Genomic DNA, 13,305 nt, shown 5'->3' on the forward strand with positions numbered 1-13,305 from the left:
AGAAAAGATGAACGCCAACGCCCCCTCCATAAAGATGCGCGGCGACAAAGTCTGCGTGTTTTATGGCGAGAAACAGGCTCTGTTCGAAGTTGATCTGGACGTTCCGGAGAAGATGGTGACGGCGCTGATCGGTCCTTCGGGCTGCGGCAAGTCTACATTCCTGCGTTCGCTCAATCGTATGAACGATACGATCGAAGGCTGCCGTATCGCTGGCAAGATCACGCTCGACAACGAAGATATCTACGATCCGAAGATCGACGTTGTTGAATTGCGTGCTCGCGTTGGCATGGTGTTCCAGAAACCCAATCCGTTCCCAAAGACTATTTTTGAGAACGTGGCCTATGGTCCACGCATTCACGGTCTGGCACGCAACAAGACCGATCTCGAAGAAATCGTGGTCACCAGCCTCAAGAAGGCCAGCCTTTTTGAAGAAGTGAAGGATCGCCTGCACGATGCCGGAACCGGTCTTTCAGGTGGTCAGCAGCAGCGTCTGTGCATTGCACGTGCGATTGCGGTCAGCCCGGAAGTCATCCTGATGGATGAGCCGTGCTCAGCCCTTGATCCGATTGCGACTGCCAAGGTCGAAGAGCTTATCGACGAGCTGCGTCAGAACTACACGATCGTAATCGTCACACACTCCATGCAGCAGGCAGCTCGTGTTTCGCAGCGCACCGCAATGTTCCACTTGGGCAATCTGGTGGAAGTGGGCGACACGGATGTGATGTTCACTGCACCGACCGAGAAGCGTACGCAGGACTATATCACGGGTCGTTTTGGCTAAAATAATTGGAGCATTTCCAGCAAAAGTGTGAAGCGGTTTTGCGTAGGATAATGCGTGGTAAAGATGAGCAGGAGCGACGGCTGATTTGAGAAGACAGCTGTTCGGCTTCCCCGCAATTTAATTGAGGTCTATTATGGCGTCTCAGCATACCGTCACCGCTTACGACGAAGAACTGCAGTTCCTGACCCATAAGATCGCCGAAATGGGTGGTCATGCGGAACGTATGGTCGAGCAGTCCGTTGCAGCGATTGTCAACGCGGACAATGCGCTTGCTCAGCGCGTTATCTCCGATGATCTCATCCTTGATGCAAGCGAGCGTGAGATTGACGACAAGGCAGTCATGATCATTGCAAAGCGCCAGCCAATGGCTGTCGATCTGCGCGAGATTATCGGCTCGATCCGCATCTCCGCCGATCTGGAACGCGTTGGCGATCTTGGTAAAAACATCGCAAAGCGTGTTGCCGCCGTTTCGGAATCACGCCAGCCGGTCAAGCTCTATCGCGGGCTTGAAACTTTGGCCGAACTCGCTTTGACCCAGCTCAAAGATGTGCTCGACGCTTATGCAACGCGCTCGGTGCAGCAGATCAATGTCGTTCGCGACCGCGATGACGAAATTGACTCGATGTACACCTCGCTGTTCCGCGAGCTGCTCACCTATATGATGGAAGATCCGCGCAACATTTCAGCCTGCACGCATCTTCTGTTCTGCGCAAAGAACATTGAGCGCATCGGCGATCACGCAACCAACATTGCGGAGACGGTCTATTATATTGTGACCGGCCTGCAAATGCCTGCGGAACGCCCGAAAGAAGACCTGAGCCACGGCATTGTCGTGGATGAGGCGCGTAAATCCTAAGAACACTGGTGCCGCTATTTACGGCCCAGAATGTATGCATGAGTAAGAATAACGCGACGGCACGCGGTCGATCGGGGGCTTGTATCTTCCGCGGAGCCTAAGCGCATCCCAAAAAGTGTGAAGCGGTTTTTTGGATAAGATGCGCGGTGAAGAAAAAAGCGCATCCCAAAAAGTGCGAAGCGGTTTTTGGACAAGTTGCGCGGTGAAGAAAAAAGCGCATCCCGAAAAGTGCCGAGCGGTTTCGGCCAGGATCCGCGTTAAACAATGAGTTAGAGCGAAATCTGTTTCTATCAGATCGAAACGCGCTCTAAATTTTGGATAGGAAATACTGGATGTCACAGGCACCCAAGATTGCTGTGGTTGAAGACGAAGAAGCCCTGAGTGTGCTCTTGCGCTACAATCTCGAAGCCGAAGGCTATCAGGTTGATGCGATGTTGCGCGGCGATGAAGCCGAAATCACGCTGCGCGAAAACGTACCGGACCTTCTTATTCTGGACTGGATGCTTCCCGGTGTATCGGGGATCGAGCTTTGCCGTCGTCTGCGCCAATGGCCGGAAACCGAGCGCCTGCCGATCATCATGCTGACCGCGCGTGGCGAAGAAAGCGAACGTGTCCGGGGTTTGAGTGTCGGTGCTGACGATTATGTCGTAAAGCCCTTCTCGACGCCGGAACTGCTTGCGCGGGTTAAAGCCATGCTGCGCCGTGCCAATCCGAGCGTTCTCTCGCACGTGCTCAAGGTTGGGGACCTGGTTCTCGACCGTCAGCAGCACCGCGTCTACCGCAAGGAAAAGGAAGTCCGTCTCGGACCGACAGAGTTTCGCTTGCTCGAATATTTCATGATGTCACCGGGCCGCGTGTTCTCTCGCAGCCAGTTGCTGGATGGTGTCTGGGGTCCAGATATCTATGTCGATGACCGCACGGTTGATGTGCATGTTGGTCGATTACGCAAGGCGATCAATGTCGGTCGTGCCCTCGATCCAATCCGCACGGTGCGGGGCGCAGGCTATTCCTTCGGGTAATAAAGTCCCGACATGTAGAACGTCAAAGAAGCGGCCCGTTACTGAAAATGTGACGGGCCGTTTTGCATTAGAGCGCGTTTCGATCTGATTGGATCAGATCGGCGCTCTAATTATCTGTTTTAACGCGCATCTTTGTCCGAAAAACGTTTCACACTTTTCGGGATGCGCTCTAGGGTCCAGACTCAATTGAGCCACCATGTGACGATGGCAGCGATATAGCATGTGGCTGTAAAGTTCAGCATGAGCTTGTCATATCGTGTCGCGACCCTCCTCCAGTCCTTGAGGCGGCAAAAGGTGCGTTCGATGATGTTTCGGCGGCGGTAGGCAATTGGGTTGAAAGGTTTGATCCGCTTACGGGTCGGATTATTTGGAATGACCGGTTCAGTGCCGCGAGCTTTGAGAAAATCGCGTAACGCGTTGCTATCGTAAGCCGTATCGGCAGCGCACAGGTTGCTTGGCGGCAGTGGCTCAAGCAGTGGGATGGCAATGGGAGCGTCACCGCGCTGCCCAGGGGTTATTCTCAGTGCGACTGGGCGGCCACAACCATCGACAACAGCATGTATTTTTGTCGATCTGCCGCCTCGCGATCGACCGATGGCTTGAGCTTCCGCCCCCCTTTTCCGCCAGCAGCAGATCGGTGCGCCTTTGCGGTGGTGCTGTCGATCATGTGAATGTCGCGATTGGTCGTCTGCACCAGTGCTTCGAATAGTTGCCGCCATATGCCTTTGGCAGACCAACGATGGAAACGATTGTAGATGGTTGTCGAGGGACCGTAGACAGCGGGGCAATCCTGCCACCGACAGCCAGTGCGCAGCACATGGATGATGCCGCTAATCACCCGGCGGTCGTCAGTTCGATGCGCGCCGGGTTGGTTCGTTGGAAGCAAAGGAGCGATCACTGCCCATTGCCGATCATCAAGCCAGAATTCTCCTGCCATGCTCCAAAACTCCCGTTATCAGGAGAGTGAATCATGAAGAAGTAATTTGATCAAATGTTTAATTGGGTTTGGAGCCTAGAGCATAATCCAACCAGCGTGAACCGGGGATCGATAAGATTATGCTTCAAATAAAAGGGGGAGGGCGGCGGTCTGATAAATCAGATCGAAACGGCTCTAAGGGAGCGAGCGGCGCGACTCAGTCAAAGCCCTTCCGATTCGGAAATGGACATCCATAACGTGCCAAAATGACCAGTATCACGCGATGTTACATCGATCGTGACAAAGTTGAAGGAACCGTGAAATCGGTGCCAAAAACAGCATCTGAAAAGTTAAAAAACGTGGCTGCGTAAAATCTTGAAACATCAGCGAAATAAGGCAGCGATGTGGCCTGTATTTCAGCAAATTGAATCGCGTTAAATCAATAACTTATAAGATTTGCTAAATTACGTTAAGGATTTGTTAATAAATTTAAGGGGTTTGTGGGAGAAATTAAACTCTGGATTCGGGTTCGATTGGCCACCGTTTTGGTGGCTTTGTCATTTTAGGAATTTGACCGTTCGCCTTTTTTTGGCCTAAAAATTCCAAAACCTTGAATGCAATGAGTGACAGCAGAACGTTTATTTTTTGATTTTCGTTCTATTTGGCTGGAGCGCCGAGTGTCTCGATTGGATGCACAACGGCTGCTCTGTTAGTTCAGATCTGCTGCATAGTTTTATGCAGTGGCACCACAGCCAGGTTTCAAACGCCTTTTGCGGGGCGGAGGCCAGGTTGGATCAGTTAAGGGTCCTAACGATGAGACTGAGCCGTTGACGCGCGCTGCTAAGTGGAAACTGCCCGTTATTCTAGGGCTTCTGGTTGCTCCATTCGTGGTGACAGGTTGCACGACGACCGGAGGCACCGCCAAGACCAAAACGGAAAAGACGGCGGCGGCCAGCCACGTCAAGACGGTCAATGGTGTCAAGACTTTCACCTATACCGCCAGAGACCGCGAATGCCTCGAACGTGCGATGTTCTTTGAATCAAACCGTTCAAGCCCTGATGGCCTGATGGCTGTCGGCACTGTCGTTATGAACCGTCTCGCATCGGGCAGTTATCCGGATACGATCTGCGGCGTTGTCGGTCAGAAGAACCAGTTTGCACCGGGCGTTCTATCCCGCAAGATGAATTCCAAGGCTCTGCCGGATGTTCAGGCGGCAGCTGACTCCGTTCTCAAGGGCAAGCGCCATCCATCGCTGAAGAATTCAATGTTCTTCCACACCGCTGGCCTTAAATTCCCTTATCGCAATATGCATTACGTGCTGGTTGCTGGCGGCAATTCCTTCTATGAAAAGCGTGGCCGCGATGGCGCACTGGAAAATCCAGTACCGCAGACCCCGTATAATCTGGCATATGCTTCGACACCTCAGTCGCCGTCCATGCCGGAAGGTCCATTCTACAATGTAACCGATCAACAGGATGTGCCGGTTCCACAGGCTCAGCCGACTGTACAGGTTGCATTGGCTGAGGCATCCAAGACAACCGAAGTTCAGCAGAATGAAGGTGTGGGACCGCAGGCGCGTGGTGATCGTTTGGCTGCATTGCCCGTTAAGCCAGCTGAAAAGCCGGTGCTGACGCAGGTGGCAAGCTACCAGCCGACATTTGATGAAACGGCTCCTGCCGCGCAGAATGTATCTCTGGGATATACCGCTGATAAGAAGCATGTGGATGCTATTGGCGCCATGCTTCTGTCGCAGGAGCGTCCTGAATCGCCTCTATGAAGCCCCGATTTCAAAAGTGATTTGAATAAAAAAGCGCCTCTAGAGGGCGCTTTTTTTAATGCTCTGTCTGCCTGTTACTTGGCTCGACTATTACTTGGCTTGAACTGGCACTGGTCGATAAATCGGCTGATAGATCACCATCGGCGTATCGTAGAAATCGGCACGGTTCTGCCAGGCGCGGCGATCTGCACGACGATCCAGATCAAGCTGCAAAAGGCAGTTGGAAAATGCATCGGATTTTTGCTTGAAACCATAGCTGCGGCAGGTTTGTTCATCTGCTGCGCGGCGCTGTTCCGGTGTCATGGTTTGACAACCGGCCAAAAGGCCCGTCAGACCAAGGATAATAAGCACGCTTTTCTTCATAGCTGTTGCTCTCAGTGATTTAAAATTTTCTATCGACCGCATAAACAATATATCGCAGTGGCAGGAAAAAGCGTGGTGAAATTAAGTCATCTGATAAACTGCTGCTGATTCTTTCAAACACGAGGCTTGCAGCCATATGGCACATGACAATAACGCTCCCGTCATCGATCTGGTAAAACTCGAACGTCTGGCTGAAGTGGCTGTACGCGTCGGGCTGCAATTGCGTGAAGGGCAAGACCTTGTCATCACAGCTCCCGTCGTTGCTCTGCCGCTTGTGCGCCTGATAGCAAAACATGCCTATAAGGCAGGTGCGGGACTTGTAACGCCGTTCTTTTCTGACGATGCGATTGCGCTGGCGCGTTATGAAAACGCGAGTGACGAGAGCTTCGACCGTGCAGCGAGCTGGCTCTATGAGGGCATGGCCAAGGCCTATGCCAATGGTGCAGCACGCCTTGCGATTGCAGCTGACAATCCAATGCTGCTGTCTTCGCAGGACGCTTCAAAGGTTTCGCGCGCCAACCGTGCCAACTCCAAAGCCTATCAGCCTGCTCTTGAGAAGATTGCCGGTTTCGACATCAACTGGAATATCATTTCCTATCCGAACCCCGAATGGGCGAAGCTGATGTTTCCCAATGAGGCCGAAGACGTTGCGACCCGTAAACTTGCTGATGCAATCTTTGCTGCGTCGCGCGTTGATGTGGACGATCCGGTCGGTGCATGGGCGGCGCATAACGCAGCATTGCGAACCCGCACCCGGTTGCTCAACGACAAGGCCTATAGCGCTCTGCATTTCAAGGGACCGGGCACCGATTTGACGGTTGGTCTGGCAGATGGCCACGAATGGCATGGCGGTGCGTCGACTGCCAAGAATGGCATTACGTGCAATCCGAATATTCCGACCGAGGAAGTCTTCACCACGCCGCACGCGCTGCGCGTCGATGGTCATGTGTCGAGCACCAAGCCGCTGTCGCATCAGGGAACGCTGATCGACAATATTTCCGTGCGTTTTGAAGGCGGGCGTATTGTCGAAGCCAAGGCGAGCCGTGGCGAGGAAGTTCTTAACAAAGTGCTGGATACCGACGAAGGCGCACGTCGTTTGGGGGAGGTGGCTCTGGTTCCGCATTCCTCGCCGATCTCGCAAAGCGGCCTGTTGTTCTACAACACGCTGTTCGATGAAAATGCTGCGAGCCACATTGCGCTTGGCCAGTGCTATTCGAAATGTTTCATTGATGGTGCGAAGCTTGACCCTCAACAGATCGCAGCGCAGGGAGGCAATTCAAGCCTTATCCACATCGACTGGATGATCGGTTCAGACAAGATCGACGTAGATGGTGTCAATGCCGATGGCAGCCGCGAGCCTGTGATGCGCGGTGGCGAATGGGCCAACTGACCTTTGCAAATACAAAAAGGCCGGGAATTTCCCGGCCTTTTTCATTTATGATTGGTCAGAGTACCAAGATCAGTTCTTTTCCTGAACATGTGCTTCAAGGAACCACAGCGATTTGTCGAGGCTGCGCGACGCGGCAGTGAAAATGTCTGCCGTGGTGTCGTCACCAGCGTCATCTGCATCCTTGATTGACTGGCGCACGAGATTGGCAACGTCGCCATAACGTTCGATCAGTGCGGCGAGGTGATCATGAACGGCATAGATATCCGTCGGATAGGCCTTGAGCTTAGAATCCTTGGCAACAACCTGCGTGGTACCATAGGCGGTGCCGCCGAGCTGCACTGCGCGCTCTGCGATCGTATCGACATGCTCATCAAGGTCTTTACGGAAAGTATCCAGCAATTCATGCACGGCGATAAATTGTGGCCCCTTAAGGTTCCAGTGCGCCTGCTTTGTGATGAGGGCCAGGTCGATGGTCGCTGCCAGATTTTCGTTTAGCAGCGCTATCATCGTGGTCTTGGTATTGGAGGGAAGATCGTTGCGGGTTGCATGCATCGACTTCTTGGACATTTTATCCTCATATCCTTTGCACGATCCGGCTGTGTATCAGCGTTTGGGACATCGCTGAAGGAAAACAGATTTGTTTTTCTGAAACCGGCCCCGCCAGATCTCAATGAAAGGCCGGTCTCCGGATACGGTAAATGATATCCGCCCCGCATCCAGCATAAAAACGCTTCAAGTGGGGTTTGGTTCCTTGATCAGCTTGTAAATTTTAGCCGTTTTATGTGTTTTGCTTGTCGCGGGACGATTTCTGATTTACCCGATGGCTTATGAAGATACTTGCCCTCGATACCGCCTCTTCCTGGTGTGCTGCCGCAGTTTATGATTCTGGCAGTGGTGCCGTTCTTGCTGAAGTCAGTGAGGATATCGGCAAGGGACATGCTGAAGTCCTGATGGACTATATCGAACAGGTCATGACGCAAGCCGGAATCGCCATGTCTGAACTGGATCGGGTGGCGGTGAATGTCGGCCCCGGTTCTTTTACCGGTGTGCGCATTGGCGTGTCGGCAGCGCGTGGTTTTGCACTGGCTCTCGGCCGTCCGGCGATTGGTGTCAGTGCATTTGATGTGCTTGCTTCCGAAGTCGCGATAAGCCATCCGGGGCAACCCGTTCTGGTGCTGCTCGAAGCGCATCGGGGTGAGATTTACGCGCAGGCCTTTGGCGCTGACGGCAACGCTCGGAGCAATCCCATGGTGGTTTCTCGCGACGAAGCGCTGGCGCTTATCCAGCAACAATCGTCCCAAACAGTTCTGGCCGGTTCTGCCGCAGCCACATTGAACGAAATGCTTGCCGGAACCTTCAGTGTCGCGCGGGGTGAGCCGACCGGACAAATCGGCACTTTTGCAAAACTCGCTGCTTTACGCGAGCCGGGCGAAGCGCCGAAGCCGCTTTATATGCGTGGACCGGACGTGAAACCGCAAACCGGTTTTGCGTTGCCGCGTAAGGCAAGCGGAGAATAGCGTCATGATGAGCTTTGTGCTGGGCCGCTTTGGTCGCAGGCCTGTTTCGATTGAGACGCTCGGTGCGCAGGACAGCGGAGAAATCCAGCGTATTCACGCGCTTGCGTTCCGCCATGGCTGGAGTTCAGATGATTTTCGCTCGCTGATAGCGCAGGATACGGTGTTCGGTTTTTTGGCGCGGCCGGAAGGCAAACCAGGCAAGGCTTGCGGTTTCGTGCTGGCGCGTCTGGTTGCGGGTGAGGCTGAAATTCTCACCATCGCGGTTTCCAACGAGGTGCGAAAACAAGGGGTGGGGCGCTCGCTGATGGATGCTGTATTGCGCTATCTCTATCAGGAACGTGCCGATACGCTGTTTCTTGAAGTCGATGAGGCCAATGTGGCCGCTCTCGCTCTGTATCGTCGCATCGGTTTCAACAAGGTCGGCGAAAGACCGGCATATTATGAAACAGCAAATGGACGATCATCCGCTTTTATTTTGCGGCGTGATCTGGTGAGGCCGCAATGATTGGTGCGATCCGCATCATCTTTGTGGTGGCGGCGATGGTCGCACTCAGCCTGTCACTTATTCCGGTACAATATGTGTTTCTGAAACTCAAAAACACATGGAAGCGTCGTCTTCCCAATTTCTTCCATCGCATTGTGGCGCGTCTGTTTGGCTTTCGCATCACAATCGTCGGCGATATGCCCGAAGGAAGACCATTGCTGCTGGTCTCCAATCACACCTCATGGAGCGATATTATTGTTTTGTCTGCCGCAGGGCAGGTGTCGTTCATTGCAAAATCGGAAGTCAGAAGCTGGCCGGTTTTCGGCTTCTTTGCCGTTTTGCAGCGCACAGTCTTTGTTGAGCGAGAACGACGCGGCAAGACCGGCGAACAGACCTCCGATATTGCCAAGCGGATTGCGGACGGTGATGCCATGGTTCTGTTTCCTGAAGGTACGACATCGGATGGCAATCGCGTACTGCCGTTTAAGACAGCGCTTTTTGGGGCAGCCCATGCGGCGATCCGTGAGGCAGGCGTACCGGAAGTGATCGTACAGCCGGTGTCTATTGCCTATACAGGCGTGCATGGCATGGCGATGGGGCGTTATCATCGTCCGATAGCTTCTTGGCCGGGCGACGTGCAGTTAATGCCGCATCTCAAAGGTATTCTGCGCGAGGGTGCCATCGACGTCGAAGTGCGCTTTGGCGAACCAATAATGGTGACTGCCGAGACGGACCGCAAGGCGCTTGCCCGCACCATGGAAAGCCGGGTGAGGGCGCTGTTGCAGAGCTCGCTTCTTGGACGTGAGATCGCGGAAGACTGATACCCAATTCCAGAGAGTGAAACTCAATGGAATTGGGCCAAGCCCGAGTAGCGTTTGAATTTTTTCAAGGCGTGATGTGTCAGCATCTCAGCGCCTTGGTATAAGAGCGTAAGTTTGTCGCCTTCCAAAGTGGCGATAAAAACGCTAGATAGCCGCGCATGAGCGAAAATATGACTGATATCAAGACAAACCCGGATGGCAGCAACACGCGTAAGGTCTTTGTGAAGACCTATGGTTGCCAGATGAACGTCTATGACAGCCAGCGCATGGCCGATAGCCTTGCGCAGGAAGGCTACGTCACGACTGATACGCCCGATGATGCCGATCTGGTGCTGCTCAATACCTGTCATATTCGCGAAAAGGCATCGGAAAAGCTTTATTCAGCGCTGGGTCGCCTGCGCAAGATGAAGGATGCACGCGGACCAAATGGCAAGCAATTGACCATCGGTGTTGCCGGTTGCGTTGCGCAGGCAGAAGGTCAGGAAATTCTGCGCCGTGCGCCCAATGTCGATCTGGTTATCGGACCGCAGACCTATCACCGCCTGCCCAGCGCGCTTGCGCGCGTGCGCAACGGCGAAAAAATTGTCGAAACCGAATATGCCATCGAAGACAAGTTTGAACATTTGCCTGCGCCAAAGCGCGAGGAAACACGCAAGCGCGGCGTTTCGGCGTTCCTGACGGTTCAGGAAGGTTGCGACAAGTTTTGCACTTTCTGCGTTGTGCCTTACACGCGCGGTTCGGAAGTTTCACGCAGTGTTGCACAGATTGTGGCCGAGGCTGAGCGTCTTGCCGATAGTGGCGTGCGCGAACTCACCCTTCTTGGACAGAACGTCAATGCATGGCATGGCGTGGGCGATGACGGTCGTGAATGGGGTCTTGGCGAACTGCTGTTCCGCCTTGCCCGCATTCCCGGTGTGGCGCGTCTGCGATATACGACCAGCCATCCGCGCGACATGGATGATGCGCTGATTGCTGCGCACCGCGATCTCAAACAGTTGATGCCTTATTTGCATCTTCCGGTTCAAGCGGGTTCGGACCGTATTCTCAAAGCCATGAACCGTCGTCACAAGGCGGATGAATATATCCGGCTTATCGAGCGTATCCGTGAAGTGCGTCCGGATATGGCGCTTTCAGGCGATTTCATCGTAGGCTTCCCCGGTGAAACAGATCAGGATTTTGAAGACACGATGCGGCTTGTACGTGAGGTGCATTACGCGCAGGCCTATTCGTTCAAATATTCACCGCGTCCCGGTACCCCGGGTGCCGATCTTCCCGATCATGTTGAGGAAGCGGTCAAGGACGAGCGTCTGCAACGCCTTCAGGCGCTGCTTTCCGAGCAGCAATATGCATTTCAGAATTCGCTGGTCGGTCGCGAAATGGATGTGCTTCTGGAAAAGAAGGGTCGCTTCGATCATCAGATGGTTGGTCGTTCGCCATGGCTTTTGCCAGCGATCGTCGACGACAATGACGATCAGGTCGGTGACATCATTCACGTGAAAATTACAGGTACAGGTACCAATAGTCTTATTGCGCAAAAGCTCGTGTAAGCGCATGATACAGTCAAGGCAGTAGTCGCGGTGAGTAGCCTTATACCGAACGTTCTGCCAGTACTGTGATTGCAATGCGTGAACCTTAGGGAGATGCGGTTGAGCGCTACGGAAAAGTTGAAGTCTGCCAAGCCAACCATTCAAACGCAAACAAACACAATTTCAGGTTCGGTTACAAATCCGGCTGCAAGGGCCGCGTCCGGGGCCTCAGACATGGCCCATATCGTCCTCACCTTTGATAATAACCGTCTCGCCAGTGCGCTTTACGGTCAGTTCGATGAGAATCTGGCACGTATCGAGCAGAAGCTTGGCGTTGATGTGCGTTCGAAGGGGAACGAGCTTTCCATTCGTGGAGACGCAACGGCCACTGAACAGGCCCGGCGCACGCTGGATCAGCTTTATGAATATCTGCAAAAAGGCCATGAGTTGAGCCCGTCGGATGTTGATGGTGCCATGCGCATTGCCATTGCTGCGGATGATCAGCTGATATTACCGACGCTTGAAACGAAGGGGAAAATGTCGGCTGCGCAGATATCGACGCGCAAGAAGACAATCTTTGCCCGCACGCCGACGCAGGACGCCTATATGCGCGCGCTTGACCGGTCAGAGCTGGTTCTGGGGGTTGGGCCTGCGGGTACAGGTAAGACCTATCTTGCCGTCGCCCATGCTGCGATGCTTCTGGAGCGCGGTCTTGTAGAACGCATTATCCTTTCACGCCCGGCTGTTGAAGCTGGCGAGCGTCTGGGCTTTCTGCCCGGCGATATGAAAGAAAAGGTCGATCCTTATCTTCGTCCGCTTTATGACGCGCTTTACGATATGATGCCTGCCGAAAAGGTCGAACGCGCCATTACGGCCGGTGTGATCGAAATTGCGCCGCTCGCTTTCATGCGTGGCCGAACACTGGCGCATTCTGCGGTCATTCTCGATGAAGCACAGAACACGACTTCCATGCAGATGAAAATGTTCCTGACGCGTCTTGGCGAAGGTTCGCGCATGATGGTCAATGGCGATCCAAGCCAGATCGATCTTCCTCCCGGCCAGAAGTCCGGCCTCGTTGAGGCACTGCGGGTGCTGGATGGAGTGGATTCGGTGGTCAAGGTGCGCTTTACCGAGAAAGATGTGGTGCGTCATCCGCTGGTCGCAGCAATCGTCAGCGCCTACGACAGCGACGCGAAAAAGCATACACGAGCGGAATGATTCAAAGTTTATCTTGTAATTTTGCAGTCAAATGACGATGTAAAAATATTACGTCCGCTTTCAAGCGGACGTATCTTTTAACAACTGGAAGGATAGAGCGGTTGCTTCATCGCAAACCGCGGCAGAAGTGTCAGACAACGCGATCCAAATCGATATCATGATCGAAGCCGGCAATTGGCCGGATGAAACGGCCCTGGAAGGGCTTGTAAAGCGCTCAGTTGAGGCGGCCTGGGATAATCTTCGGCTCAAGCCCGCAGAGAGCGAACTCAGTCTGGTTTTTACCGACGATGCTTCCATTCAGGCAATCAATGCTGAATGGCGCGGCAAGGACAAGCCCACCAATGTTCTGTCTTTTCCCGCTTATCCTGTGAAGGCTGGCGAGCAGCCGGGCCCGATGCTTGGCGACATCATCATCGCACGGGAAACGGTCGAACGCGAAGCGCTCGAAGAAGGCAAACCGCTCGAAAATCACCTTACCCATCTGGTGGTGCATGGCTTTTTGCATCTTTTGGGTTACGATCATGAGAGCGAAGATGAGGCCGAGGAGATGGAGCGACGTGAACGCGAAATCCTTCATGCTCTTGCCATCCCCGACCCTTATGCTGTATCCGATTTAAACGTTGAAACAGATTGATC

General features: G+C 53.6%; 13 protein-coding genes and 1 pseudogene. 11 read left to right on the forward strand and 3 right to left on the reverse strand.

Annotation, left to right across the window (positions count from 1 at the left end; translation table 11 throughout):
* Nucleotides 1-7: 7 nt before the first annotated feature.
* The 3 genes from pstB (at nucleotide 8) to phoB (ending at nucleotide 2,656) form a co-directional block, all read left to right on the forward strand.
* Complete coding sequence (gene pstB, locus CES85_RS21865) at nucleotides 8-781, forward strand: phosphate ABC transporter ATP-binding protein PstB (protein ID WP_235901785.1); 774 nt, start codon at nucleotides 8-10, stop codon at nucleotides 779-781.
* Nucleotides 782-914: 133 nt separating this feature from the next.
* The gene (gene phoU / locus CES85_RS21870) at nucleotides 915-1,637 is read left to right on the forward strand and encodes a phosphate signaling complex protein PhoU (RefSeq protein ID WP_024898359.1); all 723 of its coding nucleotides are present in this window, start codon (nucleotides 915-917) and stop codon (nucleotides 1,635-1,637) included.
* A gap of 332 nt (nucleotides 1,638-1,969) precedes the next feature.
* Nucleotides 1,970-2,656 carry a phosphate regulon transcriptional regulator PhoB gene (gene phoB, locus CES85_RS21875; protein WP_024898358.1) on the forward strand — a complete coding sequence of 229 codons (687 nt, stop codon included), beginning with the start codon at nucleotides 1,970-1,972 and terminating at the stop codon, nucleotides 2,654-2,656.
* Between the two features lie 251 nt (nucleotides 2,657-2,907).
* Here phoB and CES85_RS21880 read toward each other — a convergent pair.
* A pseudogene (locus tag CES85_RS21880) lies at nucleotides 2,908-3,593 on the reverse strand (IS5 family transposase); the annotation flags it as partial.
* Nucleotides 3,594-4,399: 806 nt separating this feature from the next.
* On the opposite strand from CES85_RS21880, the gene CES85_RS21885 reads away from it, so the two are divergent.
* On the forward strand, nucleotides 4,400-5,350 hold the full coding sequence (locus CES85_RS21885; RefSeq protein ID WP_095448015.1) for a cell wall hydrolase: 951 nt from the start codon (nucleotides 4,400-4,402) through the stop codon (nucleotides 5,348-5,350).
* A gap of 90 nt (nucleotides 5,351-5,440) precedes the next feature.
* On the opposite strand, the gene CES85_RS21890 is transcribed toward CES85_RS21885, so the two are convergent.
* Nucleotides 5,441-5,713 (reverse strand): hypothetical protein, encoded by a 273-nt coding sequence (locus CES85_RS21890; RefSeq protein WP_095447780.1) that lies wholly within the window; start codon nucleotides 5,711-5,713, stop codon nucleotides 5,441-5,443.
* Nucleotides 5,714-5,849: 136 nt separating this feature from the next.
* On the opposite strand from CES85_RS21890, the gene CES85_RS21895 reads away from it, so the two are divergent.
* On the forward strand, nucleotides 5,850-7,103 hold the full coding sequence (locus tag CES85_RS21895; RefSeq protein ID WP_095447781.1) for an aminopeptidase: 1,254 nt from the start codon (nucleotides 5,850-5,852) through the stop codon (nucleotides 7,101-7,103).
* 69 nt (nucleotides 7,104-7,172) lie between these two features.
* On the opposite strand, the gene dps is transcribed toward CES85_RS21895, so the two are convergent.
* Entirely contained in the window at nucleotides 7,173-7,670 is a 498-nt protein-coding gene (gene dps / locus CES85_RS21900; RefSeq protein ID WP_095447782.1) for a DNA starvation/stationary phase protection protein Dps, read from the reverse strand.
* Nucleotides 7,671-7,930: 260 nt separating this feature from the next.
* Between dps and tsaB the strand changes: the two genes are divergently transcribed.
* From tsaB to ybeY, 6 genes are all read left to right on the forward strand, one after another.
* Nucleotides 7,931-8,620 carry a tRNA (adenosine(37)-N6)-threonylcarbamoyltransferase complex dimerization subunit type 1 TsaB gene (tsaB, locus tag CES85_RS21905; RefSeq protein ID WP_095447783.1) on the forward strand — a complete coding sequence of 230 codons (690 nt, stop codon included), beginning with the start codon at nucleotides 7,931-7,933 and terminating at the stop codon, nucleotides 8,618-8,620.
* A 4-nt stretch (nucleotides 8,621-8,624) separates the two neighbouring features.
* Nucleotides 8,625-9,125 (forward strand): ribosomal protein S18-alanine N-acetyltransferase, encoded by a 501-nt coding sequence (rimI, locus tag CES85_RS21910; protein WP_095447784.1) that lies wholly within the window; start codon nucleotides 8,625-8,627, stop codon nucleotides 9,123-9,125.
* Nucleotides 9,122-9,925 carry a lyso-ornithine lipid O-acyltransferase gene (gene olsA / locus CES85_RS21915; protein WP_095447785.1) on the forward strand — a complete coding sequence of 268 codons (804 nt, stop codon included), beginning with the start codon at nucleotides 9,122-9,124 and terminating at the stop codon, nucleotides 9,923-9,925. Before rimI ends, olsA begins: the two co-directional genes overlap by 4 nt.
* 158 nt (nucleotides 9,926-10,083) lie before the next feature.
* Nucleotides 10,084-11,472 (forward strand): tRNA (N6-isopentenyl adenosine(37)-C2)-methylthiotransferase MiaB, encoded by a 1,389-nt coding sequence (miaB, locus tag CES85_RS21920; RefSeq protein WP_095447786.1) that lies wholly within the window; start codon nucleotides 10,084-10,086, stop codon nucleotides 11,470-11,472.
* 99 nt (nucleotides 11,473-11,571) lie between these two features.
* The gene (locus tag CES85_RS21925) at nucleotides 11,572-12,669 is read left to right on the forward strand and encodes a PhoH family protein (RefSeq protein WP_191793753.1); all 1,098 of its coding nucleotides are present in this window, start codon (nucleotides 11,572-11,574) and stop codon (nucleotides 12,667-12,669) included.
* Nucleotides 12,670-12,796: 127 nt separating this feature from the next.
* Nucleotides 12,797-13,303 (forward strand): rRNA maturation RNase YbeY, encoded by a 507-nt coding sequence (gene ybeY / locus CES85_RS21930; RefSeq protein ID WP_095447787.1) that lies wholly within the window; start codon nucleotides 12,797-12,799, stop codon nucleotides 13,301-13,303.
* Nucleotides 13,304-13,305: the final 2 nt, after the last annotated feature.

Origin of the sequence: Ochrobactrum quorumnocens (genome assembly GCF_002278035.1) — a bacterium.
GTDB classification, from domain to species: domain Bacteria; phylum Pseudomonadota; class Alphaproteobacteria; order Rhizobiales; family Rhizobiaceae; genus Brucella; species Brucella quorumnocens.